The 23,359-nt window shown below is 63.5% G+C and carries 22 protein-coding genes; 7 read left to right on the top strand and 15 right to left on the bottom strand.

The features are described from left to right. Position 1: 1 nt before the first annotated feature. Positions 2-955 (top strand): OmpA family protein, encoded by a 954-nt coding sequence (locus AC1Z3W_RS20685; protein ID WP_057924724.1) that lies wholly within the window; start codon positions 2-4, stop codon positions 953-955. A gap of 73 nt (positions 956-1,028) precedes the next feature. Here the strand turns inward: AC1Z3W_RS20685 and tssA are convergent, their stop codons facing one another. The 9 genes from tssA to AC1Z3W_RS20640 all read right to left on the bottom strand — a co-directional run bounded on the left by tssA (position 1,029) and on the right by AC1Z3W_RS20640 (position 11,701). Continuing rightward, positions 1,029-2,150, bottom strand: a complete 1,122-nt coding sequence (gene tssA / locus AC1Z3W_RS20680) for a type VI secretion system protein TssA (protein WP_483508378.1) — start codon at positions 2,148-2,150, stop codon at positions 1,029-1,031. Between the two features lie 39 nt (positions 2,151-2,189). Further along, positions 2,190-4,859 (bottom strand): type VI secretion system ATPase TssH, encoded by a 2,670-nt coding sequence (gene tssH / locus AC1Z3W_RS20675; RefSeq protein ID WP_483508377.1) that lies wholly within the window; start codon positions 4,857-4,859, stop codon positions 2,190-2,192. Between the two features lie 44 nt (positions 4,860-4,903). Beyond that, entirely contained in the window at positions 4,904-6,004 is a 1,101-nt protein-coding gene (gene tssG / locus AC1Z3W_RS20670) for a type VI secretion system baseplate subunit TssG (RefSeq protein ID WP_057924727.1), read from the bottom strand. Further along, positions 5,968-7,803, bottom strand: coding sequence for a type VI secretion system baseplate subunit TssF (gene tssF / locus AC1Z3W_RS20665; RefSeq protein WP_057924728.1), 1,836 nt, complete (start codon positions 7,801-7,803; stop codon positions 5,968-5,970). Before tssF (AC1Z3W_RS20665) ends, tssG begins: the two co-directional genes overlap by 37 nt. Before the next feature lie 77 nt (positions 7,804-7,880). Beyond that, a complete protein-coding gene (tssE, locus tag AC1Z3W_RS20660; protein WP_044845929.1) occupies positions 7,881-8,366 on the bottom strand; it encodes a type VI secretion system baseplate subunit TssE in 486 nt (161 codons plus the stop codon). Between the two features lie 62 nt (positions 8,367-8,428). Further along, positions 8,429-8,932, bottom strand: a complete 504-nt coding sequence (locus AC1Z3W_RS20655; RefSeq protein WP_006477093.1) for an Hcp family type VI secretion system effector — start codon at positions 8,930-8,932, stop codon at positions 8,429-8,431. Between the two features lie 70 nt (positions 8,933-9,002). After that, the gene (gene tssC / locus AC1Z3W_RS20650) at positions 9,003-10,493 is read right to left on the bottom strand and encodes a type VI secretion system contractile sheath large subunit (protein WP_039320274.1); all 1,491 of its coding nucleotides are present in this window, start codon (positions 10,491-10,493) and stop codon (positions 9,003-9,005) included. Positions 10,494-10,508: 15 nt separating this feature from the next. Continuing rightward, positions 10,509-11,024 carry a type VI secretion system contractile sheath small subunit gene (tssB, locus tag AC1Z3W_RS20645; RefSeq protein ID WP_044845930.1) on the bottom strand — a complete coding sequence of 172 codons (516 nt, stop codon included), beginning with the start codon at positions 11,022-11,024 and terminating at the stop codon, positions 10,509-10,511. Between the two features lie 44 nt (positions 11,025-11,068). Then, entirely contained in the window at positions 11,069-11,701 is a 633-nt protein-coding gene (locus AC1Z3W_RS20640; protein WP_057924729.1) for a tetratricopeptide repeat protein, read from the bottom strand. A gap of 377 nt (positions 11,702-12,078) precedes the next feature. Between AC1Z3W_RS20640 and tssJ the strand changes: the two genes are divergently transcribed. The 3 genes from tssJ to icmH all read left to right on the top strand — a co-directional run bounded on the left by tssJ (position 12,079) and on the right by icmH (position 14,919). Beyond that, entirely contained in the window at positions 12,079-12,690 is a 612-nt protein-coding gene (gene tssJ / locus AC1Z3W_RS20635; RefSeq protein ID WP_057924730.1) for a type VI secretion system lipoprotein TssJ, read from the top strand. A gap of 103 nt (positions 12,691-12,793) precedes the next feature. Next, on the top strand, positions 12,794-14,140 hold the full coding sequence (gene tssK / locus AC1Z3W_RS20630; protein ID WP_057924731.1) for a type VI secretion system baseplate subunit TssK: 1,347 nt from the start codon (positions 12,794-12,796) through the stop codon (positions 14,138-14,140). Continuing rightward, on the top strand, positions 14,137-14,919 hold the full coding sequence (icmH, locus tag AC1Z3W_RS20625) for a type IVB secretion system protein IcmH/DotU (RefSeq protein ID WP_057924732.1): 783 nt from the start codon (positions 14,137-14,139) through the stop codon (positions 14,917-14,919). The genes tssK and icmH overlap by 4 nt, the downstream gene beginning before the upstream one ends. Before the next feature lie 85 nt (positions 14,920-15,004). Here icmH and AC1Z3W_RS20620 read toward each other — a convergent pair whose 3' ends face one another. Beyond that, entirely contained in the window at positions 15,005-15,322 is a 318-nt protein-coding gene (locus tag AC1Z3W_RS20620; protein ID WP_057924733.1) for a DUF7716 domain-containing protein, read from the bottom strand. Positions 15,323-15,879: 557 nt separating this feature from the next. On the opposite strand from AC1Z3W_RS20620, the gene AC1Z3W_RS20615 reads away from it, so the two are divergent. Beyond that, entirely contained in the window at positions 15,880-16,680 is an 801-nt protein-coding gene (locus tag AC1Z3W_RS20615) for a cystine ABC transporter substrate-binding protein (protein WP_057924734.1), read from the top strand. 81 nt (positions 16,681-16,761) lie between these two features. Here the strand turns inward: AC1Z3W_RS20615 and AC1Z3W_RS20610 are convergent, their stop codons facing one another. Continuing rightward, positions 16,762-16,965: a hypothetical protein gene (locus tag AC1Z3W_RS20610; protein ID WP_057924837.1), complete on the bottom strand. Its 204-nt coding sequence runs from the start codon at positions 16,963-16,965 to the stop codon at positions 16,762-16,764. Between the two features lie 525 nt (positions 16,966-17,490). On the opposite strand from AC1Z3W_RS20610, the gene AC1Z3W_RS20605 reads away from it, so the two are divergent. Beyond that, entirely contained in the window at positions 17,491-17,790 is a 300-nt protein-coding gene (locus AC1Z3W_RS20605) for a LytR/AlgR family response regulator transcription factor (protein WP_260428371.1), read from the top strand. A 358-nt stretch (positions 17,791-18,148) separates the two neighbouring features. On the opposite strand, the gene AC1Z3W_RS20600 is transcribed toward AC1Z3W_RS20605, so the two are convergent. Continuing rightward, positions 18,149-18,553, bottom strand: coding sequence for a hypothetical protein (locus AC1Z3W_RS20600; RefSeq protein ID WP_483508376.1), 405 nt, complete (start codon positions 18,551-18,553; stop codon positions 18,149-18,151). Between the two features lie 1,232 nt (positions 18,554-19,785). Here AC1Z3W_RS20600 and tssF (AC1Z3W_RS20595) point away from each other — a divergent pair. Further along, positions 19,786-21,597, top strand: a complete 1,812-nt coding sequence (tssF, locus tag AC1Z3W_RS20595; RefSeq protein WP_483508375.1) for a type VI secretion system baseplate subunit TssF — start codon at positions 19,786-19,788, stop codon at positions 21,595-21,597. Between the two features lie 50 nt (positions 21,598-21,647). Here the strand turns inward: tssF (AC1Z3W_RS20595) and AC1Z3W_RS20590 are convergent, their stop codons facing one another. Genes AC1Z3W_RS20590 through AC1Z3W_RS20580 form a run of 3 tightly spaced genes read right to left on the bottom strand, consistent with a single transcriptional unit; the run spans position 21,648 to position 23,315 of the window. Then, the gene (locus AC1Z3W_RS20590) at positions 21,648-21,899 is read right to left on the bottom strand and encodes a PAAR domain-containing protein (RefSeq protein WP_483508374.1); all 252 of its coding nucleotides are present in this window, start codon (positions 21,897-21,899) and stop codon (positions 21,648-21,650) included. A gap of 11 nt (positions 21,900-21,910) precedes the next feature. Then, positions 21,911-22,279, bottom strand: a complete 369-nt coding sequence (locus AC1Z3W_RS20585) for a putative type VI secretion system effector (protein ID WP_483508373.1) — start codon at positions 22,277-22,279, stop codon at positions 21,911-21,913. A 16-nt stretch (positions 22,280-22,295) separates the two neighbouring features. Then, on the bottom strand, positions 22,296-23,315 hold the full coding sequence (locus AC1Z3W_RS20580) for an IS30 family transposase (protein WP_483507661.1): 1,020 nt from the start codon (positions 23,313-23,315) through the stop codon (positions 22,296-22,298). Positions 23,316-23,359: the final 44 nt, after the last annotated feature.

The raw sequence follows: 23,359 nt of genomic DNA, 5'->3' as shown, positions 1-23,359 counted from the left end.
GATGCAACGCACGATTCACGTCCGCCGCCGCGCACGCTTGTCGCCCTTCGTTGCAGTCCTCGTCGCCGCCGGCCTCGTCGCTAGCGGCGCGGCCTGCGCACAGAACACGGGCGGCGCGACCGTCACGCCGGTCGGCAACGGCACGGTCGCGGCCGCCGCCCTGCCCGCGAACACGAACCCCGGCACCGCGCCGGCCACGGCGTCCGGCACGGTCGTGCACGGCACGGCCGGCACGATCACGCCGCCGCCCGCGAACGCGACGCCCGGCCAGGTGGTGGTCGGCGGCAAGGTGCCCGACGAGGCGACCAAGGCCGCCGTGCTACAGAAGCTGCGCGACACCTACGGCGCGGCAAACGTGGTCGACCAGATCGAGGTCGGCGATGTCGCGACGCCGCCGAACTGGAGCGCGAACGTGCAGAAGCTGCTCGGCGCGCAGCTCAAGCAGATCAGCAAGGGCCAGTTGAAGATCAACGGCACGCAGATCGAGATGAAGGGCGAGGTGCACAACGAAGCGCAGCGCCAGCAGCTCGCGAGCGACATGGCGAACACGCTGAATCCGACGTACACGATCAAGAACGGGCTGCGCGTGTCGGCATCCGAGCAGGGCGTGCTCGACCAGACGCTCGCTAACCGGACGATCGAGTTCGAGACGGGCAGCGCGACGCTCACGCCGCAAGGCAAGCAGATTCTCGACCAGATGGCGGCCGCGTTGTCGAAGATGCAGAACCGCACGGTCGACATCATCGGCCACACCGACAACTCGGGGAACCGGACGTCGAACATCGCGCTGAGCCAGGCACGCGCGGATGCGGTGAAGGGTTACCTGATCACGAAGAGCATTCTGCCGCAGCAGATGACGACGACGGGTGTCGGGCCGGATCAGCCGATCGCGCCGAACGACACGGCGGATGGGCGCGCGCGGAATCGACGGATCGAGTTCCGGGTGGGGCAGTAACGGAGGCGTGCCGCTCCGCGCGGAGCGGCCGGCAGGCAACGGGCGGCGGCAGTCATGCGCCGCCCTTTTGCGTTTACGACTGCTCGTCGGGCCTCACCCCGAGCAGCTCGCGGATATGCGACAGCGACCCGTCGTCCTTCACGACGCTCTCGAGCCACTTGTGCAGCGGCATGTCGGCCCATTCGGCGGCCTTGTCCGCGAGATACGCGACCGGGCTGTGCGGCTCGGTCTGGCGGAAGTAACGTGCGACCGCACGCAGCTGGTCGACGGCCTGCGCACGGTTCTGGATGCCGGCGATCATGTGCGTCACCGGCGGACGCGGAGCGGTCTGCGACTGCACTTGGGTCTCCTCGGTGTGGAACGTGTCGCCGAAGCTCGGCTCGATGCGCTCGGGCTGGGCCTGCGGTGCCGACGGCGCATGCGGTGCGCTGCCCGTATAGCCCTGCTCGCGCGCAAAGCGCTCGGCGAGCCGGTACACGGTCTCGAACGCGTCGCGCGTCTGCCGGAAGCTCGGCGCCGAATCGCCCGCGCGTTCGACGAGCCGTTCCTCGAACGCGTCGAGCGCAAACTCGAACACCTTCAGGTTCGCGAGCAGCGCCGTGTAGAACGCGATCGGCGTCACGCGCCGCGACGCATCGATCTGCTCGACCGACGGTTTGCCGCGCGCGATGTCGTCCGCGTGTTCGGGGTCGCGCTTCACGGCCTGCGCCACATGCTGCGCGACTTCCCAGTCGAGCGTGGTGAACGCGTTCGACGCGCCTTCCGTCACGGGAATGCCGCGCAGCAGCTCGGCCGTGCGACCGGACAGCCATGCGACGTTGCCGAGCCGATATTCGACGTCGTCGCCTTCGGGCAGCGGATGCACGGTGTCCCAGTAGTCGCGGCACAGGCCTTCCAGCAGCGCATAGCCTTCGGTGAGGCCGGTGATGCCGTCCTCGAGCGCGAGCGCCTCGGTCAGCCACACGGCGAGCCGCAGGTCCTTGGTGCGCGTGCGCAGCAGTTCGCCCGCGTGATCGACGACGAAGCCCCAGTCGGCCTCCTTGATCTCGGTCACCCACTCGCCCTGGTCGAGCGTCGGATCGTCATAGCGCCGCGCGTCCTGGATCGCGTCGAATTCGTTCGAGAACAGCAGGTCGTCGCCGCTGGGTGATGCATCGCTGATCGGCGTCAGCAGCTCGGGGAGATTGATCGGCATGGTTCGGTCAGTTCATCAATGCGGGTTGCGCGGCCGCGCTCATTCGACGGTGTACGCGAATTCGCCGGCCTCATCCGCGCGCACCGCGATGCGCGCGATGGCCGCGCCGTCGGCGATCCGCCCGAGCACGTGGCCCGCGATCTCCGGCAGCAGCGTGCCGTTCAGGATATGGTCGACGTTGCGGGCGCCCGAATCGACCTCGGTGCAGCGCGCGAGCACCGCATCGACGAGCGATTCGTCCCATTCGAACGCGGCCTTGTGGTTCGCTTCGATGCGACGGCGGATCCGTTCGAGCTTCAGCTCGATGATCTCGGCCAGCACGTCGTCGGAAATCGGGTAGTACGGCACGACCTTCATCCGGCCGAGAAACGCCGGCTTGAACGTCTTGTACAACTGCGGACGCAGCGCCTCGGCGAGCGCGTCCGGATCGGGCAGTTCCTCCGCCGGCTTGTTCAGGCACGCCTGCATCACCGCGGCCGACCCGACGTTCGACGTCAGGATGATCAGCGTGTTGCGGAAGTCGATCTCGCGCCCTTCGGCGTCGTCCATCGTGCCCTTGTCGAACACCTGGAAGAACATCTCGAGCACGTCCGGGTGCGCCTTCTCGACCTCGTCGAGCAGCACGACGGAATACGGGTTGCGGCGCACGGCCTCGGTCAGCACGCCACCCTCGCCATAGCCGACGTAGCCCGGCGGCGAACCCTTCAGGCCCGACACGCTGTGCGCTTCCTGGTACTCGCTCATGTTGATCGTGACCATCTTGCGCTCGCCGCCGTACAGGATGTCGGCCAACGCGAGCGCCGTCTCGGTCTTGCCGACGCCCGACGGCCCGACGAACATGAACACGCCGCGTGGCTTGTTTGGATCCTCGAGGTTCGCGGTCGCGGTACGCACGCGCTGCGCGATCGCGTCCAGCGCATGATCCTGGCCGATCACGCGTGCAGTGAGCAGCGGCTGCAGGTTCAGCACGGTGTCGATCTCGTCCTTCACCATCCGGCCGAGCGGAATGCCCGTCCACGCGGCGACGATCTCGGCGACCACATGGCCGTCGACCTGCAGCGGCACCATCGGCTCGCCGCCCTGCAGCGCATGCAGCGCCGCGACGCGTTCGGCCAGTTTCTCGCGCGTGGCCGGCACGTCGACCGGCTCGCCGTCTTCCGACGGGCCGCGTGCCTTGTCGAGCGTGTCGCGCAGTTCCGTGATCTCGGCGACGATCGCGCGCTCGGCTTCATAGCGCGCCTCGTCCTCGGTCAATTGCGCGAGCGCCGTGTCGCGGGCGCCGCGCAGCTCGCCGAGTCGTTCGTCGTGCGACGCGCCGCCCGCCGCTTCGCGCTCCAGCGACGCGATTTCCGCGTCGATGCGCTCGATGCGCTTCTTCGTGTCGTCGATCGCCGCCGGCGTCGCGCTGTGCGCGAGCGCGACCTTCGCGCACGCGGTGTCGAGCACGCTGATCGCCTTGTCCGGCAGCTGACGGCCGCTGATGTAGCGATGCGACAGGCGTACGGCGTCGGTGATCGCATCGTCGAGGATCCGCACGTTGAAGTGCTTCTCCATCAGGCCGGACATCCCGCGCAGCATCGCGGCCGCGAGCGGCTCGCTCGGCTCCTCGACCTTCACGACCTGGAAGCGCCGCGCGAGCGCCGCATCCTTCTCGAAGTACTTTTTGTATTCGCTCCACGTCGTCGCGGCGATCGTGCGCAGCTCGCCGCGCGCGAGCGCCGGCTTCAGCAGGTTTGCCGCGTCGTTCTGGCCGGCCTGGCCGCCCGCGCCGATGATGGTGTGCGCCTCGTCGATGAACAGGATGATCGGATGCGCGCTCTTCTTCACCTCGTCGATCACGCTCTTCAGGCGGTTCTCGAACTCGCCCTTCACGCTCGCGCCGGCCTGCAGCAGGCCCATGTCGAGCACGTGCAGCGCGACGCCGGAGAGCGGCGGCGGCACGTCGTCGGCCGCGATCCGCAGCGCGAGGCCCTCGACGACCGCCGTTTTGCCGACGCCGGCCTCGCCGGTCATGATCGGGTTGTTCTGGCGGCGGCGCATCAGGATGTCGATCGCCTGGCGGATCTCCGCTTCGCGGCCGATCACCGGGTCGATCTTGCCGTCGCGTGCGCGCTGCGTGAGGTTGGTCGTGTACGTGTCGAGCGCGGGCGTCTTCGACGGGCCGGCCGCGGGCGCGGCGCCGTCAGCGGCCGACGCAACGTCGTCGCCTTCCACCTCCGCCTGGCGCGGCTCGGCCTCGCTCGAGCCGGCCATGATCTCGTCGAACTTGTGCTTCAGGTCCGTCACGTTCATTTCCGCGAACTGCGACGACATGCGCTGCGCGAACTGCGCGAGATCGGGTGCGGTCAGCAGCGCGAGCAGCAGGTGCCCCGAGCGGATGCGGCCGAGCTGCGAATCGAGCGATGCGATCAGCCACGCCTGTTCGAACAGCGCGATCAAGTGCACGGAGAACACCGGCGTGCGCGTATTGCCCGTCTTCAGGCGCGTGAGTTCGCGCTCGAGATCGGCACGCAGCGCATGCGGATCGACGCGGCTGGCGCGCAGCGCGAGCGGCAGGTCGCCCGTCGCTTCGTCCAGCAGCGCAAGGAACAAGTGCTCCAGATCGACCTCGTAATGGCCGCGCGCCAGGCACGCGCTCGCCGCCCGCTCGGTCGCGTGCCGACACAGCGGGTTCAGTTTCGTGATCAGGGTCTTCAGGGGCGTGCTCATGGCGTCGATCTCAGGTTCGATTGCGTCTTTGTTGTCGTTCGGAATCAGTGAATCACATGCAGTTCGTAGCGTGCATCCGACCGGTCGTCGACCGCGTCGCGTGTGCAAAGGAACGCGTCCCAGCCGAGCCGCGAGCCCGCGCCGAGCACGCTCGCGCCGACCTCGATGCGCTTCAGCACGAGCTTCACCTCGTATTCGAGCGTGACGCCGGCGAGCAGCGTCAGCATCCGCTCGAGCGCGACGGCCTGCGCGCCGCCGGGCAGGAACGCCTCGTAGTCGCGCTTGGACAGCGGGCCGACGACGATCCGCGCGCGCATGTCGCGCTGCCACACCCGTTCGCCGACGAGCGCCGTCGCGCCGAGCACCGCGTTGACCTCGCCGAGCACGCTGAGCTGGTCAGGCGGCACGTCGTACCACTTGCCGACGAACTGGTCGATCTTCACCGGCACGCGGAAGTAATCGGACAGCGTGCGCTGCAGGTACGCGGCCGACATCGGCCGGTGCCGCGCGGCGAGCGCGTAGCCGGCGACGGCCTCGTCGAGCACGCCGCCCGCGCCGGCCGCGAGGCTGTCGCGGACCTCGTCGCTCGGCACCCCGGCGATCGCGAGCAGCAGCGGCAGGTAGCGCTCGTCGCGATCGAGTTCGTAATGGAACGGCAGCCGGTATTTTTTCCACGCCGCGTAGAACAGCGCGGTCGCGCGGTTCGAGAACACATCGAAGAACGCGCGGGCCGCGTGGTCGCGCTTCAGGTGCTCGCGCGCGACGATCTGCTCGGTGTAGTGCAGCGGCAGCGCGCCCTGCCCGCCAAGCAGCCCGAAGAACGCGGGCGTCAGCTCGACGTGGCCAAGCTCGCCGGCCGCGAGCGCGGCGCCGCGCTCCTCGCCCGAATCGAGCAGCGTGCCGCCATCGTCGAACGAGCGGGCGCCTTCGATCTCGCTCGGCGGGAAGCCGAGCGACAGCGTGTTGCGGAATTCGATGCGCTGCGCGACGACGTCACCCTGCCGCCAAGCGCCCGGCGCATCTGACGCCTGCCGCGCGAACAGCCCTTCGAGCACGCGCACCGCCTGGAAGAACTCGAAGCGGTGCGGCTCGTCGAGCAGCGCGTCGACTACGCCAGGATCGATTCGCCGGTTCGGGGCTTGCATCGGATGATCTCCTCGCCGGTGCGCTTCGACACGACGACTAGTTGAACGAAACTGTTGAGGTGGACATACAGCCCGAAGAAGCTGTCGAGCACGCGCACGAACGACGCGAGGCTCGCGCCGACGAAGTGTTCCTCGTCGATCGTCAGGCGGATCTCGATGCCGCGCACGAAGGTCGCGAACGGCTTGCCGGGCAGCCACTGCACGGCGCCGCGCTGCTCGACGCCGGTCAGCCCGTCGATCTGACGCATCGACACGGCGGTGCGCCGCAGGTCGTACAGCGTCAGCATTTCCTTGAGCGGCGCGAGCCCGTGCGCGACCAGCGACACGTGGTTCAGCGCGAGGTGCGACACGAGCCGCCAGTGCGCGGCACGGCCGCGCTCGAAACGCACGCTCTGCGTCGGGCGCCGCAAGAGCGAGATGCCGCTCGTCTGCGCGCCGCCTTCCTGGAACAGGTCGCCGCCTTCGAGGCCGAACGCGAGCATCGACGGCAGGTCGCGGTTCGTGCAGGTGAGATCGAGGCTCAGCGTGTCGGTCTGCGGCGACGTTGGCTCGAAGTCGATGTCGACGATCGAGATCTCGGTTTCGTAGCCGGGGCTCTTCTGCGCGACCCAGTCGTTGCGGCGCGCAAACCAGTAATGACCGATCCGCGCCGACTCGCCGTGATGCAGCGAATAGAACGGCCGGAACTCGATCACCGACTCTTCATGCGCCTGCTGCCGGACGAGCTTCACCGAATCGATCGAGTACACCTCGTACGCGAACGCGCGGCGCGCTTCGGCGATCACCGGGTACGACACGGCGCGGTGCGTGATGCGAATCGGCTCGCCGTGCTGGCGGAACAGGTTGACGATCGGCGTGCAGAACAGCCGGAAGTGGCTCGCAGTCAGCAGTTCGAGCAGCCGCGCGACGTGCGAATCGCTGCGCACGTCCTGCAGCACGAGATGCAGCGTCGCGCGCTGGCAGCGGCCCGTCGCGCGTGCGATCGCCGCGATGTCGAAGTCGACGAAATCGAACTTGTCGGAGAACGCAAAGTATTCGGTGAGCAGGCGATACGCGGGGTGCGACTTCGCCGGATAGTCGATCAGCGCGTCGTCCTCGTCGAAGCCGGCGTGCGCGATCGGCAGCTTGCGCAACGCGGTCCAGCGGCCGTTGCGTTCGGGCTCGACATACGCGCCGAGCACGTTGACGAACAGGCAGTCGGTCAGCGCGGCGACGAACGACTGTTCGCCGTGCAGGTGCGCGCGCAGCGTCGGCAGCTTCAGTGCGCCGAGATCGAGCTGCGCGGCGAGCGACTCGAATGTGATCGAGATCACGCCCGTCGCGTTGGACGGCAGCACTGTCGCGCTCGGCGCGAGCGCGACCGGCGTGTAGCGCGCTTCCGAAATGCGGATCGGCGCGAGCGTCACGTCATAGGCGGTGCGAAACCGGCACTGCACGCCACGGATCGGACGGCTCTTCAGTTCAGTGCCACGATCGATCACGACCGGTTCGGTCTGCTGGCCGGGCGAAGCTGGCGTGAACTGCGCGATCGAGCACGACGGGAACGGCCGCAGATAGTGCGGATACAGCACTTCCAGCAGCGCTTCGGTGAATTCCGGGTAATCGTCGTCGAGCTTCTTGTTGATCCGCGCGCCGAGCAGCGCGAACGACTCGATCATCCGCTCGACGTGCGGATCCTCGCAGTGCTCGCCGGACAACGCGAGCCGCGCGGCGATCTTCGGATAGCGTTCGGCGAAATCTCGCGAATAGCGCCGCAAAAACGATAATTCGCGCTCGTAATACGGCAGCAACTCTTCCATCGACGACCCCGAACCTCAATATTTCCTGCCGGACCCTGATCCACCACCGGGCGGTCCGGCCCGCTCGGCGGCTTGATTTACAGCATTCTTGCAGCGCGTGCGCGCGTGACCGAATACTGCAGCGTCGACGGCTGCAGCATCGCGTCGAAACTGACCGGCTCCTCGGCCGGATGCACGACGAGCAGCGCCTGGATTGCGAAGTAAAGCGCGTTGGTCGACTGCTCGTTCAGCTCGAACGTCACCTGCACCTGCTGCAGTCGCGGCTCGTGGCGCGCGATGGCCTGCTGGATCGACTTGCAGATGAACGCGCGATCGTAGTGACTCGCGAGGCTCAGCCCCGCGAAATCGTTCAGCCCGTAGGTCAGCACCGACTTCTGGCATTCCGGCAGTGCGGCCAGCTCGATTTCGGTGTGCGCGATACGGGTGTTGAGGATCGCCTCGACGTCGCGGGCGACCGTGTTCTTGAGCTCGTCCAGCGACAATTGCCGCATCGCGGCCGAGGCCGGCAGGTGCGGTTCATCGTCGAACAGCTTGTCGAGAAAACTGGGTTCGAATCGTTTCATCGGCCGGCGTACACAGCGAAAACGGCAACGGGACGCGACGCGCCCCGTTGCCGCAACCGACGTTAGACCGCGTAGGTCTTGTCGTTCTTCGTCAGGCTCCAGGCGCCCTGCGTGTTGCCGCCCTGGTTGCCGCCGATCTTCTGCTGGGTCTGCTTCCACTGCACGGCCGCGTACTTCAGCGAGAACGTCTCGAGCGGCAGACCTTCTTCGCGGACGCTCGGCGCGATGCTCGAGATGATCACGTACTTGAGCTTCACTTCCAGGTACTGCACGCGCTTGCCTTCACCGTCTGCGCGCGAGAAATGGACCGTCACTTCATCGAACGTGGTGCCGCCCGAAGCGTGCTGGTACAGCAGCGGGCTCGACGAATCGATTTCCTTCGTGAAAATCATGTCGCCGTGCTCGCAGCGCGTCATCGTGTGACCGCCTGCGGTCGATGCGGTTGCCGAACGCGGTTGAACGATCGAGTGATCCCACGATTTCAGCTCGATCCAGCCCTGGTGGTCCTTGTCCGCGGACTCGCCCTTCACCGCGGGACTACCAAACTGCAAGTGCATATGTAACATGGCCCTTCGACTCCCCAAAGAGGTGGTTTTAACGTCCTACCCAGGCGGCCCGCCCGGGCGATTTGCTCGCTTATGAATTTGCCGGTTTGGGCAGATCAGCGACAAGTCGCAGAGAAATCGAGAGTTCGTCGAGCTGAAAGTGCGGGCGCAGGAACGCGACCGAACGATACGAGCCCGGCTTGCCCGGAATCTCCGACACTTGTATGGATGCCTCGCGCAGCGGGAATTGCGCTTTCTGTTCCTGCGATGCGTTGTCGTCGAGCAGGACGTACTGCGAAATCCACCGGTTGAGGAAAGTCTCCACGTTCTGCGCCGATGCGAAGCTGCCGATCTTGTCCCGCATCATCGCCTTCAGGTAGTGCGCCACGCGCGATACCGAGAAGATGTACTGAAGCTGGGCGGACAGGACGGCGTTCGCATTCGCGCTGTCGGTGCTGTATTTTTTCGGTTTCTGCACCGATTGCGCGGCGAAGAACGCAGCGTAATCCGAGTTCTTGCAATGGACGAGCGGGATGAAGCCGAGGTCGCTCAGCTCCTTCTCGCGGCGATCGGTGATCGCGATTTCGGTCGGGCACTTCAGCGCGACTTCACCGTCGTCGGTCTTGAACGTGTGGGTCGGCAAATCCTCGACGAGGCCGCCGCCTTCGACGCCGCGAATCGCCGCGCACCAGCCGAAGTCGTCGAACGCAGCTGTCAGGCGTGCCGCGAAGGCCCACGCCGCGTTGCACCACAGGTACTTGTCGTGCTCGGTGCCGTCGACATCCTCGACGAAGTTGAAGTTCTCCGCGGTCTGGCCGTCCTTCGGATTGAACGGCAGGCGGCCGAGGAAACGCGGCAGCGTGAGGCCGACGTAGCGCGAATCTTCGGCGTCGCGGAACGACTTCCACTTCGCATATTCGACCGTGTCGAACACCTTGCCGAGGTCGCGCGGCTTGCCGAGGTCGGAGAACGACTCGAGGCCGAGCAGCTCCGGCGACGCCGACGCGATGAACGGCGCATGCGCGGCCGCCGCGACGTGCGACATCTGCTCGATGAAGTACATGTCTTCCGGTTGGCGCGAGATCTCGTAATCGCCGATCAGCGCCCCGAACGGCGAGCCGCCGAACGTGCCGAACTCTTCTTCGTAGACCTTCTTGAACAGCGCGCTCTGGTCGAACTCGCTCGCGCCCTTGAAGTCGCGCACGAGGTCGCGCTTCGGTGCGTGCAGCGCCTTGATCTTGATCGTCTGGCCGGTGTTGCTTTCCTTGACCAGGTAGTCCATCCCGCGCCATGTGCTTTCGAGGCGCTGGAATTCCGGCGCGTGCATCACCGCGGACAGCTGCGTGGAGATCAGGCGGTCGAGTTCCGCGACGCGCGCGTCGATCGTCGCCGACAGGTTGTCCGACACGATCACCGTGCCGTCGAGCACCTGGTGCACGAGCTCGCCGATCAGGTCTTTCGCGCGCGCATGCTCGGAATCGGATTTCGCGACCTTGCTCTTCTCGACGATGTCGTCGAGCAGCGAAGTCCCGGCGGCGTATTCCGCGCCGCTCGCTTGGGCCGCAGCCGTTTGCTGGTTCATCTCAACACTCCGTCGTCATTCGCCGTCTTTGTCGCCGCCCGTGCCCTTCGCGAGCTCCTGCAGCTGCTGCGTGTTCTTCAGCACTTCCGACAGCAGATCCTCAAGCTTGTCGTTGCCGGCGAGCTTGTTGCGCAGGTCGGCGAGCTTCGAGCGCGCCTCGAGCAGACGGCGCAGCGGCTCGACCTGCTCGACGACTTCGTCCGGGCTGAAATCCGACAGCGAACGGAACTTCAGGTCGACCGCGAACTTGCCGCCTTCCGGGCTCAGGCGGTTTTCCACCTGAAACGCGGCGCGCGGCTCGATCGCCTTCATCACGTCGTCGAAGTTGTCACGGTCGATGTTGACGAACTTGCGGTCGCGCAGCTTCGGCTGCTCGACTTCCGACTGGCCCGCCAGATCGCCGACGACCCCGACGACGAACGGCAGTTCCTTCACCTCGATCGCATCGCCCTTCTCGACCTCGTAGGTCAGCTGGACGCGCGGCGGCCGTATCTTCTGCAAGCTTTTCTGAATGCTTTCTTTCTTGGCCATCTCGACGGCTCCCAGGTTAGTTGTGGTTATCGCGTCAGTTTCGGTCAGCGCAGGGCACTGAACGGATCGGCGCCACCCTTTTGCGGCGCGACGGGCGGCGTCGGCGCGGTGGTTGCAGCAGCCGCTGCCTCGGCGGCCGGTGCGGCACCCGCCTTCGGACGATGAATCACGCGGCGCGTCGTGCGCGTCTTCGCGCCCCGTTGCTCCGGCGGGAACAGCGCCGATTCGCCGAGCGTATCGCGCAGCTGCTTCGCGAGCGCCTGCGCGTCCGACTTCGCGTCGCCGGCCAGCGACGAATCCTGGCGCAGCTCGCCGAGCGACTGCGTCGCGATCCGCAGGCCCGCGACGGCAAGCACGCTCTTCGCCTGGCGGTCGGTCGCGTCGCGCTGCAGTGCTTCCTGCGCGGCGACGATCGCCTGGCCATAGTGGTTCTGTGCAAACTGGATCTGCGCGATGCGCGACCACGGTTCCTCGCGCGTCGGATCCGACTTCGCGAGTTGCTGGTACAGGCCGAGCGCCTTGTCCTGATCACCCGATTTCGCAACGGCGTCCGCATCGGCCAGCGACTTGTTGAACACCTCGGCAGTCGGCGGCGCCGGCGGCTGGCTCGCACAACCGGCGATCACGCCGCAAGCCAGCACTACCCCAGAAAGTTTTGCGAAGAGACGGTCTTTCATCGTTATATCCACCGGCGCGTGAGTATTAAAATCATTGAGAATCTGGTTCTTTTGCTTTGCAAGAAGCGCGCGGGTATAGTACCGATCAATTTTTCATAATTCAATCGCTGCGTGCAGAGTAATTCCTTTTAAAACCGTGCGCTACCCCCTCGAAACGCCTCTGGCAGCAGCCCGACGGCGGCTTTTCCATCGGCCGGAATGCGCAAGTTTTACTTGCTCTGCAGCGCATTGCCCGGATGACGGAAAAAATTTCCGAAGGCGCGATGCAGCGCAGTGTGCTTAATAGTTGAACGGCAGATACGCCGGGCATTCGCGGCGAACGCGGAAAGGCCCGGTAGTTTTGACAGGGGAGTTAAAGGCGGCACGCCGGAAATACGATGAGATCGTCCATGATTCGCTATGCGCTGCCGCTGATCGCCTGCGCGCTCCTGGCCGGATGCGCGGCCGCCCCGCTGCTCGGTTCCGCCGCGGGCGCCGTGATGCAGGCTGCCGGCATCGGCAAGCCCGAACTGCCGGATGCCCAGAAGCCGCCGCGCAATATCGGGCTCACGCTCGCCGCCGCGCCCAATCTCAACGCCGCGAACGATCACAAGCCGCTCGCATTAGTAGTAAGGCTCTACGCGCTAAAGGATCCGACTTCGTTCCAGCAGGCGCCGTTCGATGCGTTCACCGATCCGACCAAGGAAAAGGCAGCGCTGGGCGCCGATCTGCTCAACGTGCGTGAAATCACGCTGATTCCGGGCCAGCGCTATACAGCGACCGAAAAGGTATCGCGCGAAGCGCAGGCATTCGGCATCGTCGCTCTGTTTCGTGATCCCGCAATCCAGCGATGGAAACTGACGTTCGATCCGGCAAAGTCGGAGAAATCCGGCATAATCATCGGCCTGCATAATTGCGCGATGACGGTCACCGATGGCTCCGTCATCGCACCGCAACAAGGTGCGCCTTCGCAACCGCTGAATATGCTTTCGTCGGTCACCTGCGGTTAAACATGACGCACGAGTGTCAATTAACAAGAGTTAACAAATTGGCGATTTAATTCGGGCATGAACAAATCGATTACATCGCAACGCCACATTAACCGGATTTGACATGAGCTATTCGGCCAAGGTGCTTTGGGGGGAAGGGCTGTTCCTCCGGCCTCAACACTTTCAGCGGCAGGACGCCTACCACGAGGCGCGCCTGTTCGAATCCATCCAGGCGATCCAGCCGTACAACTGGGGCGTGCGCTCGGTGCGCATCGACCGCGATGCGCTCGGCAGCAACGTGCTGCGCGTAGCCGAACTCGCGCTCGTGTTCCAGGACGGCGCGCTGTATGCCGCGCCGCAGGCCGACGACCTGCCGCCGCCGATCGCGCTCGACACGCTGCCCGACGGCATCAACGAATTCGTGTTCTACCTCGCGCTGCACCCGCTGCGCGAGAACGGCACCAACTACAGCGACGATCCGGCCGCCGGCTTCATGACGCGTTTCGTCAGCGAGCAGACGAGTGTCGCCGACAACTTCACCGACGCCGCCGAAGCCGACATCACGTTCCTGAAGACGCAGGTCAAGCTGATCGCGCACAGCGAGCCGCGCGACCAGCTGCTGTCGGTGCCGCTCGTGCGCGTGCGCCGCACCGCGACGTCCGGCTTCGAGATCGACGACAGCTTCGTGCCGCCGTGCCTCGCGATCGACGCGTCGCCGATCCTGCACCAGCGGCTGCGCCAGCTCGTCGACGCGCTGCAGGCGAAGGTCAACGCGCTGTACGGCTTTCATCGCGAGCCGTCGAAGAACATCATCGAGTTCCGCTCGGGCGACATCGCATCGTTCTGGCTGCTGCACACCGCGAACGCCGCGTTTGCGACGCTCGCTCACCTGCACCAGCATGCGGCGCTGCATCCCGAGCGGTTGTTCCAGGAACTGCTGCGCCTCGCAGGCCAGCTGATGACGTTCTCGAAGGGCTATACGCTCGCCGACCTGCCCGTGTATCGCCACGACGATCCGGGCCCGAGCTTCGCGCGTCTCGACCTGATGCTGCGCGAGCTGCTCGACACCGTGATCTCGACGCGCTACTTCGCGATCACGCTCGACGAGGTGCGTCCGTCGTTCCACCTCGGCCGCCTCGATTCGGGCAAGATCGACGACAAGACCGAGTTCTATCTGGCCGTGTCCGCGGACATGCCCAACGTCGAGCTCATCGATGCGGTGCCGGCCCGCTTCAAGGTCGGTGCGCCCGACGATGTCGACAAGCTCGTGCTGTCGGCCATGCCCGGCGTGCGGCTGTCGTACATGCCGCAGGTGCCGCCCGCGATTCCGGTGCGGCCCGGCGCGTGCTATTTCCAGCTCGATTCGCGCGGTGCGCTGTACGAGCGCATGCTGCAGGCCCAGTCCGCGATGATCTATGCACCGACTGGCATCAATGACCTGAAATTCGAACTGATCGCGGTCACATCATGAGCTACGCGCCCTCCCTGTTCGGCGACAACACGCCGGCCCCGTTGCAGACCCCGGCGTCGACCGACGCCGCGTTCCAGGCCCGTTCGCTGCTCGATCTGCTGTACGACGGGTTCTTCATGCTGTTCCTGCTCAAGAACGGCCGCGAGCCGGACAGCGCGGGCGAGTTCAGCACGAAGATCCAGGAATTCCTGTCGGATTTCGAGCGCGGCGCGAAGAAGCTCAACATTCCCGCCGAGGACGTGTACGGCGCGAAGTTCGCGTACTGCGCCGCCGTCGACGAGATGGTGCTGTCATCGCAGTTCAAGATCCGGACCGACTGGGAACGCCGGCCGCTGCAACTCGTGCTGTTCGGCGAGCAGCTCGCGGGGGAGAAGTTCTTTCAGTATCTCGAGGAATGTCGGGCACAGGGCGCGGCGCGACTGCAGTCGCTCGAGGTGTTTCATATGTGCCTGCTGCTCGGGTTCCAGGGCAAGTATCTGCTCGAAGGGCCGGAGAAGCTGGCTTACCTCACCGCGCGGCTGGGCGACGAGATCGCGCATATGAAGGGCAAGCGCGCACCGTTCGCGCCGCACTGGCCGCTGCCGGATCAGATCGCACATCGGTTGAAGCGCGAGGTGCCGGTTTGGGCGATCGGGGCAGTGTTCGCGCTCGTCGCGCTGCTGGGGTACCTCGGGCTCAATACGTATCTGAAGGACAAGACGCTGCAGGCGCTGGCGCCTTATTCGCAGGTCATCAAAGTGGGCCCGGAGTCGGCTAATTTGACGATTTCGTTGCCTTGACGGGCGGGCTTCGTTCGACGCTGCTGCTTCATAAAAAAAGGACCGCCTGGCGGTCCTTTCTTACTGTGGCGCGTGGCGCGCGTCGTCAGAGCAGAATGAATTCTTCGTTGTCGACGTAGAACACGAATGCGTCGAACAGTTGCGCGACGCTCGGTTCGTCGACCTGATCATGCGCGTTGATCACGATGTCCTCGATCGTCGTGCTATTCAGCGTGACGCGCCAGCCCGGTTGCGGTGCTGTGGCGGGCGGCGTATCGGCTTCGGCTTGCTCGGCGTCTTCGATGAATGCGCCCTCTGTATCGAGCGTCCACGGCATCGGCGGCAGACAGAGCCAACCGGAGAAATCGCCGGGGTGTTCGAGAATGTGTTTCAGCGACGCTGCAGTCGCGACGGTGGTCAACATGGGCATTGCGGTTGCATGGCTTGGTGAATACGGTGCGGAGATCGTGACGTCACGATTCAAGCCGTGATTATGCCAACTCCCGGACCGTAAGATTGGCCGGCGTTCGTTGTCGGCCGATCCGCATGATCGCGCAACGTCTCATTTGCGGTCTTTGGCGTTCCACGAACGCCGGCGTACGCTTAGATCGTGAGCCCGCCATCGGCACCGAGGCGGCATGCGGTATGCGATATGCACGTATCCGTTGATCGGCCGGTTGCTGCGATTGCCCTGCTGGACCCACAACGTGACCGGCTGCGCGATCCGCTTTTAAAGGAATATTTTCAAGCGTGTTCCGGACGGGCCGGGAGAACGGTTCAAACGCTCGTTCGGCATGTACGAGCCATGTCGTCACGCTGCACCGCTCACCCTGCGCCCACTGAAATCGATTGCAATCAGGGCCAATTCGACTTCCGGCGCGGCCCGGTTGCGAGTAGTGTCTACGTGCCCGTATTCCGGCCCAGCCCGGGCACGACCGATACCCGGCGCTCGATTACCACACTGAACACTGGAGATCTGCGATGAAACGTTCGAAGTTCCTGCTGTCGGGTCTGCTGCTCGCGTCGGCCCTCGGCTTCACGGCCGTCGCCGCCCACGCGGACGATCTGCTCGATTCGGTGAAGAAAGCCGGCGTGCTGCGCGTCGGGCTCGAAGGCACGTATCCGCCGTTCAACTCGCGCGGCACGTCGGGTCAGCTCGAGGGTTTCGACGTCGACGTCGCGAATGCGGTTGCCGGCAAGCTCGGCGTGAAGACGCAGTTCGTGCCGACCGAATGGAGCGGCATCATCGCGGGCCTGCAGGCCGGCAAATTCGACGTGATCGTCAACCAGGTCACGATCACGCCGCAGCGCAAGGAAGCGCTCGACTTCAGCGAACCGTACACGTACTCGGCCGCGCAGCTGATCCAGCGCAAGGACGACACGCGCAACTTCAAGTCGCTCGAGGATTTCAAGGGCAAGAAACTCGGCGTGACGCTCGGCACCAACTACGACCAGATGGCGCGCAGCGTGCCGGGCATCGAGGTGCAGACGTATCCGGGCGCGCCGGAGAAGCTGCGCGACCTTGCCGCCGGCCGGATCGAGGCGACGCTCGATGACCGCCTGATGCTGCCGTACATGATCAAGACGTCGAACCTGCCGCTGCGCTCGGGTGCGGTGCTGAACGGCGGCAAGCAGGAGATGGCGATCCCGTTCCGCAAGGGCAATCCGAAGTTCGAGAAGGCCATCAACGACGCGCTGGACTCGCTGCGCAAGGACGGCACGTTGAAGAAGATCTCGATGCACTGGTTCGGCAGCGACGTGACGGTGCCGGTCGCGCAGTAAGCGGTTCGCCGCACTTTCACCGCGTCACGACCTTCGCTGCAGCGAAGGCGTGACGCGCTTCTGCAGTTCTGTCCCCTTCCTTCAAGCCGCTTCGTCGAAGCGCGCAAGCAGCATCTGGCCGATCGATGTCAGCGCCGGGCGCGCGGCCACCGCATTCACGCGCACCTGCGTATCGTCAACAAGCCGCTTTTCGACGAGCACGGCGAATGCCGGGTTCGCCAGGTCGACGCTGTCCGGCGCGCGTGCAATGCGCAGCAGCATCGAAAATTCATGTGGACTCAGCATGGTCCCTGTCTCCTGATCGTCCGCGATCCAGCTCAATCGGCGTCGATCGTGTTTTCGAATGAAATGGTGCGAGGCCTTGTCGATGCGTTGCCGGAAGCGAGATCCCGGTTGACCGCTGCGCGACGCAGGCACGGCGTCGTGGGCGGGTTACGCACGCCCGGATCGCGGCAATGGGGCCGCGACGGGAACGTGCAACCTTAGGGGCGCAGCGTGACGCGACTGTGACAGTAAAACGGGGGCAAAAGAGCGCGCGTGACAAGCCGCTTCGATCCGTCCGGTGCCGATTCGACCGACGACGAAACGCCTCGCGTTTCCCACCGTCATCGCGGATCGACCGAATACGGTAAGCCGTCTCCCGCCGCGTTCGCATGACGCATCTAGCGCACGACCACGTTGACCGCGCGCCCGAGCGTCATGGTCGATTCGCCTGATCGGAGTGGACATGCGCCGCGCCGGCAAACGGCACGGCTTGCGACGGGCGGCCGTAATTCGCGGACCGGTGGCGCCTCGCGTCGATGGCTGACTGTGAGTGTGGAAGATGCGACGCGACTCGTATCGGTCGACGATGTGCCGTATTTCCAAGCGTCGGAGATGTACACGGAAATCGTCACGTCCGGCGAACGGCTCGTGATTCGTACGCCGTTGAAGGCGCTGACGCAGCGGCTCGATCCGAAGCGATTCGCGCAGGTGCATCGCGGCGTGATCGTTGTGTACGCAGCGAACGATCGTGTCGAGCACGATTTGCCGGGAAGGCTGCGGATTCGCGTGCGTGGGCAGCGGGAGATGCTGCCTGTCAGTCGCGCGCATGCGGGGTTACTCAGGTAGATGTGATGCTATCTACCCCCTTTGCGCAGAACGCTCGCAATGTCGCTGCCGCCATGCCGTTTCGGCCACACCGATACGACAAATGCTGCCTGGTGCCTAGCCGTTACTTCCAAGGCACGCGCATATTGGCGTCATGATGGCCGGCCCCTCAAACGGGTTACGTGGCGGCCGCATGAAGGCGAAAACGAAAAGGGGTTACGAGACGAAATCTCGTAACCCCTTGTCAGATATGGTGCGGCTGCAGCATCTCTTTTGTTAACGCCGAGCGGCTACCTCGCCCCATCGTATTTCTTCTCATCCGTTATCTCCCGCCCTCGCACTGCCCACGCCAATCATGCGATACCTCGATACCGTGCTATCAACCTTTCGGCTCATAACGCCGTCCCGCCTTCGATTTCGCGTTTGTAATCTGGTTCAAGTTTCTGCAATCCGGGCACCACTTGCCCTTGTTCTTGACGTTGTCGAAATTAGCCTGCCAGACGTGACCGCGATGGCATTGCCATGTGAGCCGGCTGCGCGCGTTGAGGTACTCGTCCGACAAGCATGCACCTCCACGTTCATGAGCAACCCTTCGCGCATCTTCAATCGTCAAGCGCTGCCGCTCAATGCCGCAGCGCGCACACCAACTCCCTCGCAGCACATTCCCGGCCTTTACCGCCCACTCGTGGCCTTCACTGCAACGAAACCGATGAGGATGATGCGTTCCCAGATACAGCTCATCCAGACATTCACCGCCATTGGCCATCGCTTTAGCCTGGAGCATCGCCAGTCCGTCCGAATGTCGGAGGACGTCACCGACATACGCGTTTGCGCACTGCCTGCACCAGCTTCCCCGCAATACTCGGCCACCTGCCGTCTGCCATCTGTGACCTTCTGCACACTCAAAGGTGTATTGCGCAAGTACGCCGTCATAGCGATCAGCCAGGCATCGCCCGCCGTGTGTCTGCGCAGCGGCATACAACCGTGCCAGCCCATCTGACGAACGACGGCGATCGTACGCGCAGCGACGACACCAACTCCCACTATAAAGCAGTGCTCCGGCCGTGGCCTCCCATCGATGGCCGTTCGCACATTCAAATTGGTGCTTCGCCGCAGCGCCCCCGAACGACTTTGACAAACAGCGCCCACCGCGCTGCGCGGCCAGCGCCCGCAATCGCTCGAGCCCGTCCGGCAAGAAGTACTTCCTGTCGCGAGCACATCGCGCGCACCACGAATGATGATAGAGAACGGTCGCCCCTTTGGTCTGCCACGTATGCCCTTGAGCACAGCGAAACTTATAGTCGGCCTGCACGCCCTGGTATCGCCTCGACAGACAAACGCCTCCATGCTGCGCGGCGGCATCTTGCAATCGCTTGAGGCCATTCAGGAGCGGTGCCCCCGCCAACTGACCATTCAGCGCAGCACAGACCGTACACCCTGCCCCGCGCAGTAGAGACTGACCGAGGCATGACCAAGTATGTCCGGCATTGCAGCGGAAACGGTATTGTGCAGCCGTGCCTCGCCACTTTACGTTCAGGCAGATCGAATCGGCTTTCTTCGCGAGATGGTGCATGCGTTCCGTCGCCGCAATCTGCGTACACTCCCGGCAACCGAGTTCTCGCTGACGGATCAAGTTGCGCGGGCTGATACGGGTTACGTGACCATATTCGCACGCGAATCGGTGTTTTTCCCTCAGTCCTCGATAGGTCAAATCCAGGCAAATCAGGCCATGCTTTTCGGCTGCATTGCGCAAAGCGCGACTACGACCCAATACCGGATGCGATTCGTCTTGCTGAACTGGCATGTGCGACAAAGATACGTTGTGGGCGGTACAAGACGCTCCGGTCCCGCTGATCGCGGGGTCCAGCGGGCCTCCGAGACGATCGACGTACAGGCCCTCCCAGTTAAGCGGTTATCATAGCAACGTCAAACGTTGGCGTGCCCGACACATTCAGCGCAACCGCGCCAGAGGAAGACTTGGCGTTTTACTGTCCGGCCGGTTCATTATTTCACGCAATGGATCATCTGCTTCCGCACTACGAACGAGAACTTTCACTGCTGCGCCGGTCAGTTGCGATCTTTGCGACACGCTATCCCAAAATTGCTGTTCGCCTGGGGATTTCCGGCGACCGCTCCGAAGATCCCCACGTCGAACGGATGCTGCAGTCGTTCGCTCTCCTCGCTGCTGATATAGGAAGCCGGCTCGACGACAACTATCCGGAATTCGCCGAGGCCCTCCTCGGCATGCTGTATCCCCAGTATCTCCGAACGGTTCCTGCGTGTGCAATCGCCCAGTTCGATGTCTCAGACATGTTCGAAAAGCTCACTGAGCCATCGCTCATTGCCCGCGGCACGGAACTGGCGAGCAAAACGGAAGACTGCCTTTTCCGAACCGTATATGACGTAACGCTAGCTCCAGTGCGGATTTCGACTGCACGCTACGCTCCGGCAACTGCCGTTCCCGCCGACGTCGTCCTGCCCGCCGGCACAACCGGCCTGCTTTCCATCACTTTTACGGTTGCCCGCCCAGACTTTCGCATCGAAACCGTCCCCAGCCCGTTGCGCATCCATGTCAGCGGCCCTCGCGAAGTCGTCGGCGCGGCAATGGACACGATGACGATGCATACGGTAGCCGCCTTCGTCGAAAACGCCGAACGTCGCTGGTCAACGCTGATCACACCGCCACTCGCCGCCGCCGGCTACGATGAGGCCGAGAAGCTTCTCGACGAAGACGACGGTCCACCAGCCCTGCGGCTACTGAGCGAATATTTTGCGTTCCCCAAGAAATTCGATTTCGTCGACGTCGATCTCGCCGCGCTCGCGCATACGGCAGGCTCCAGCCAGCAACTTACCGTGCATCTCGCCATTTGCGGCGTTCATCCAGATTCGTGGACGGCACAACGACTAAAGAATCTGTCGGCGGACAATCTGAGGCTCTTTTGCACACCGATCGTCAATCTGTTCCGGCTTTCGTCGCTGCCACTCAAGCGGAGTCCGATCACGAACACGTACCCCGTGCAATCCCAGAATACGGGCGTTGCGCGTGTCGAAGTTTGGTCTGTCGAGTCGGTTCGTGCCACGACAGGCAGTTCCAGAACGAACATTATTCATCCGTTCACGTCGCTCATGCACGGCAGTTCCGGCAAACCAGCGGGCCCCTATTGGGTTCTCATGCACCATAACGCGGCCTCGCCATCGGGAAAGAAAGAAACCGCGCTCGGCTTGGTCGGACTCGACGGCCGACCGGCCGCCGACACCGGAATCGAACAGATAACGGCAGATGTCACCTGCTCGAATGGCGATTTCCCTCGCACGATTCGGTCCGGCGCCGAGGATGGTGATCTTGTGAACGAGCAGGGAACGATGGTTTCGCGCATCGTGATGCTGGACGCACCTACGGAAGTCACGCGATTGTCGAAGGAGGGCGATGCGGCTTGGCGGCTCATCACGCAGTTCGCCCCGCACTCGATCGAATTGACCCGCACCGGGCTTGCGGAGCTGAAACGCCTGTTCCACCAATTCGCCCCTCACTCTGCGGGACACGCGAAACTCCTCGACGGACTGACGAATCTGAGTCATCGAACCAAACAGCTCTGGCTTCCGGGAAAACCAATGCCGAGTTTCGTTCGGGGTTTGGAAGTGACGTTGACGGTCAACGAACAAGCGTTTGCCGCCGTCAGTTTGAACGCGTTCATCAGCGTAATGGATCACTTCTTCACCGTGCACGCGCCGACGACAAGCTTTGTCCAACTTGTCGTGATGTCAGCCAACACAGGCGCGGAAATTCGACGTTGCACGCCACGACCAGGCACAATCATGCTCGCGTGATCTCCCGCGTCCAAACCGCGAAGTTCACGTCACGCCGTAGCGCGTACCGATCAGGTAAGGCTCGAAATGAGGTGGCAACCGCAGGTCGCCCGGTGACCGTGCCGAGCAATCGGAATACCGTTATCTGTCATCGATTCATCGCCCTCTTCGATCAAATTCGGTTTGACGTCCGGATGTTGGGGGCAAGTTACCTCATCCCCCTTGCGAGCAACGAAGCGACCGTCGAAACGCATCGTCGACGAACCGGTGATCACCTTGCCGCCATGGTCGGTATCATCACCGACGCGGATGAGATTCATCATCGTAAAATGCCTTACGAACGATAGCGAAAATAGTGAATGCCATATTCGAGATCTCGATTCTCTGGCCTCATCTGCTTCGACGAACGTACGAGATTAATCCTACGTACGTCGCTCCAGCCGTAGCACGAGAAAACGACTTCGGCCAATCTAGCGAAGTGCTTCATCTTCAGATAAGCACGGTGGAATAATATCCAAAAAACAATCAATGAAAAGCCCCAAGCACCGGTCATTACCAGAATATGCGTACTTAAATCAATCCCCTCGTGGTCCCGGAACATAAAGACCGTTACAATACCATTGCAAAACCCCCAGGCGATTAACATGAATTTCATAAGCCAGCGATAAAGTGCCGATCGCCCTCTCGTCGCATGCGGATACACTGGGTGGTCTCAAGAATCAAGTGCAACGTTTAGCCAATCCGGCGGCAGTCAATTCCATCGCCATAGCCTCTTCAGGGGTTTTCCAGTTGAGGGTTTGGCGAGGGCGGCCGTTCATCAGTTTGGCAATGTCGTTCAATTGCATCTGGGTGACGCCTGACAGGTCGGCCCCCTTGGGCAGAAACTGGCGCAGCAGGCCGTTGGTATTTTCGTTGCTGCCCCGTTGCCAAGGGGCGTAGGGATCTGCGAACCAGATGTCCAGATTCAGTCGTTCAGCCAGCTCGACATGACAAGTCATTTCCGATCCACGATCGTACGTCAGGCTCTCACGCAGAAAGGCCGGGAGCTTCTTCATCTGGCGCGTGAACCCCTCCAGTGCGTCCTGGGCCGTACACCCATCCATGCGGCACAGCACGACGAACCGGGTCTTGCGCTCGACCAAGGTACCGACGCAGGAGCGATTGAAGGCGCCTTTGATGAGATCGCCTTCCCAATGACCGGGCCATTGGCGCGTTTCGATTGCCTCGGGTCGATGGATGATGCGCAGTTCTTCCGGTACAAAGCTCTTGCGGGCCAACGTCTTGCGCGCGTTGCCGCGCACCGGCTTGTTCTGGCGCAGGGCCTCGATCATCGCCTGCTTCAAGCCGCCGCGGGGATGGGTATAAATCGCCGCGTAGATCGTTTCATGACTGACGCGTTGCTCGGGATTATCTGGATGCATCTCGCGAAGTTTGGCAGCAATTTGCTGCGGCGACCAGCGCCGATAAACCAGGTCGTGATGCACTTGCCAGTACAGCGCGCTTCCTGTTGCCAGCTTCGCCGGACGCCGACTTCGCTCGCGGCGCGCCCGGTAGGCTCTAGCCGCGCTCGTGGCGTCATAACAGCGAGACGATTCCGTACGATTGCGTGCCAGTTCTCGCGTGATCGTCGACGCGCTGCGACCAAGCAGCCTTGCAATCGCCCTGACGCTCGTGTTTCTGGTCCTCTCGATCATGATCGCCGCGCGCTCTTCGGCGCTCAGATGCTGGTATTTCGTCATTGCAACACCCTACCTCATCCAAGGTGTTGCACTTGAAACTAGAG

This window comes from Burkholderia sp. 10_S31 (assembly GCF_056930375.1).
Note: the sequence above shows the minus strand (reverse complement) of the source record. Positions and strands in the feature narration are given on the sequence as shown.

What these genes read in the sequence shown, in the direction of transcription:
- AC1Z3W_RS20615 (WP_057924734.1), top strand. Translation starts at nt 15,880, where the DNA reads ATGAAACGTTCGAAGTTCCTGCTGTCGGGTCTGCTGCTCGCGTCGGCC.
- AC1Z3W_RS20600 (WP_483508376.1), bottom strand. Translation starts at nt 18,553, where the DNA reads ATGCTCCAGGCTAAAGCGATGGCCAATGGCGGTGAATGTCTGGATGAG.
- AC1Z3W_RS20610 (WP_057924837.1), bottom strand. Translation starts at nt 16,965, where the DNA reads ATGCTGAGTCCACATGAATTTTCGATGCTGCTGCGCATTGCACGCGCG.
- AC1Z3W_RS20655 (WP_006477093.1), bottom strand. Translation starts at nt 8,932, where the DNA reads ATGTTACATATGCACTTGCAGTTTGGTAGTCCCGCGGTGAAGGGCGAG.
- tssF (WP_057924728.1), bottom strand. Translation starts at nt 7,803, where the DNA reads ATGGAAGAGTTGCTGCCGTATTACGAGCGCGAATTATCGTTTTTGCGG.
- tssH (WP_483508377.1), bottom strand. Translation starts at nt 4,859, where the DNA reads ATGAGCACGCCCCTGAAGACCCTGATCACGAAACTGAACCCGCTGTGT.
- tssE (WP_044845929.1), bottom strand. Translation starts at nt 8,366, where the DNA reads ATGAAACGATTCGAACCCAGTTTTCTCGACAAGCTGTTCGACGATGAA.
- icmH (WP_057924732.1), top strand. Translation starts at nt 14,137, where the DNA reads ATGAGCTACGCGCCCTCCCTGTTCGGCGACAACACGCCGGCCCCGTTG.
- AC1Z3W_RS20640 (WP_057924729.1), bottom strand. Translation starts at nt 11,701, where the DNA reads ATGAAAGACCGTCTCTTCGCAAAACTTTCTGGGGTAGTGCTGGCTTGC.
- tssB (WP_044845930.1), bottom strand. Translation starts at nt 11,024, where the DNA reads ATGGCCAAGAAAGAAAGCATTCAGAAAAGCTTGCAGAAGATACGGCCG.
- tssG (WP_057924727.1), bottom strand. Translation starts at nt 6,004, where the DNA reads ATGCAAGCCCCGAACCGGCGAATCGATCCTGGCGTAGTCGACGCGCTG.
- AC1Z3W_RS20590 (WP_483508374.1), bottom strand. Translation starts at nt 21,899, where the DNA reads ATGATGAATCTCATCCGCGTCGGTGATGATACCGACCATGGCGGCAAG.
- AC1Z3W_RS20580 (WP_483507661.1), bottom strand. Translation starts at nt 23,315, where the DNA reads ATGACGAAATACCAGCATCTGAGCGCCGAAGAGCGCGCGGCGATCATG.
- tssA (WP_483508378.1), bottom strand. Translation starts at nt 2,150, where the DNA reads ATGCCGATCAATCTCCCCGAGCTGCTGACGCCGATCAGCGATGCATCA.
- tssJ (WP_057924730.1), top strand. Translation starts at nt 12,079, where the DNA reads ATGAGATCGTCCATGATTCGCTATGCGCTGCCGCTGATCGCCTGCGCG.
- AC1Z3W_RS20685 (WP_057924724.1), top strand. Translation starts at nt 2, where the DNA reads ATGCAACGCACGATTCACGTCCGCCGCCGCGCACGCTTGTCGCCCTTC.
- tssK (WP_057924731.1), top strand. Translation starts at nt 12,794, where the DNA reads ATGAGCTATTCGGCCAAGGTGCTTTGGGGGGAAGGGCTGTTCCTCCGG.
- AC1Z3W_RS20620 (WP_057924733.1), bottom strand. Translation starts at nt 15,322, where the DNA reads ATGTTGACCACCGTCGCGACTGCAGCGTCGCTGAAACACATTCTCGAA.
- tssF (WP_483508375.1), top strand. Translation starts at nt 19,786, where the DNA reads ATGGATCATCTGCTTCCGCACTACGAACGAGAACTTTCACTGCTGCGC.
- tssC (WP_039320274.1), bottom strand. Translation starts at nt 10,493, where the DNA reads ATGAACCAGCAAACGGCTGCGGCCCAAGCGAGCGGCGCGGAATACGCC.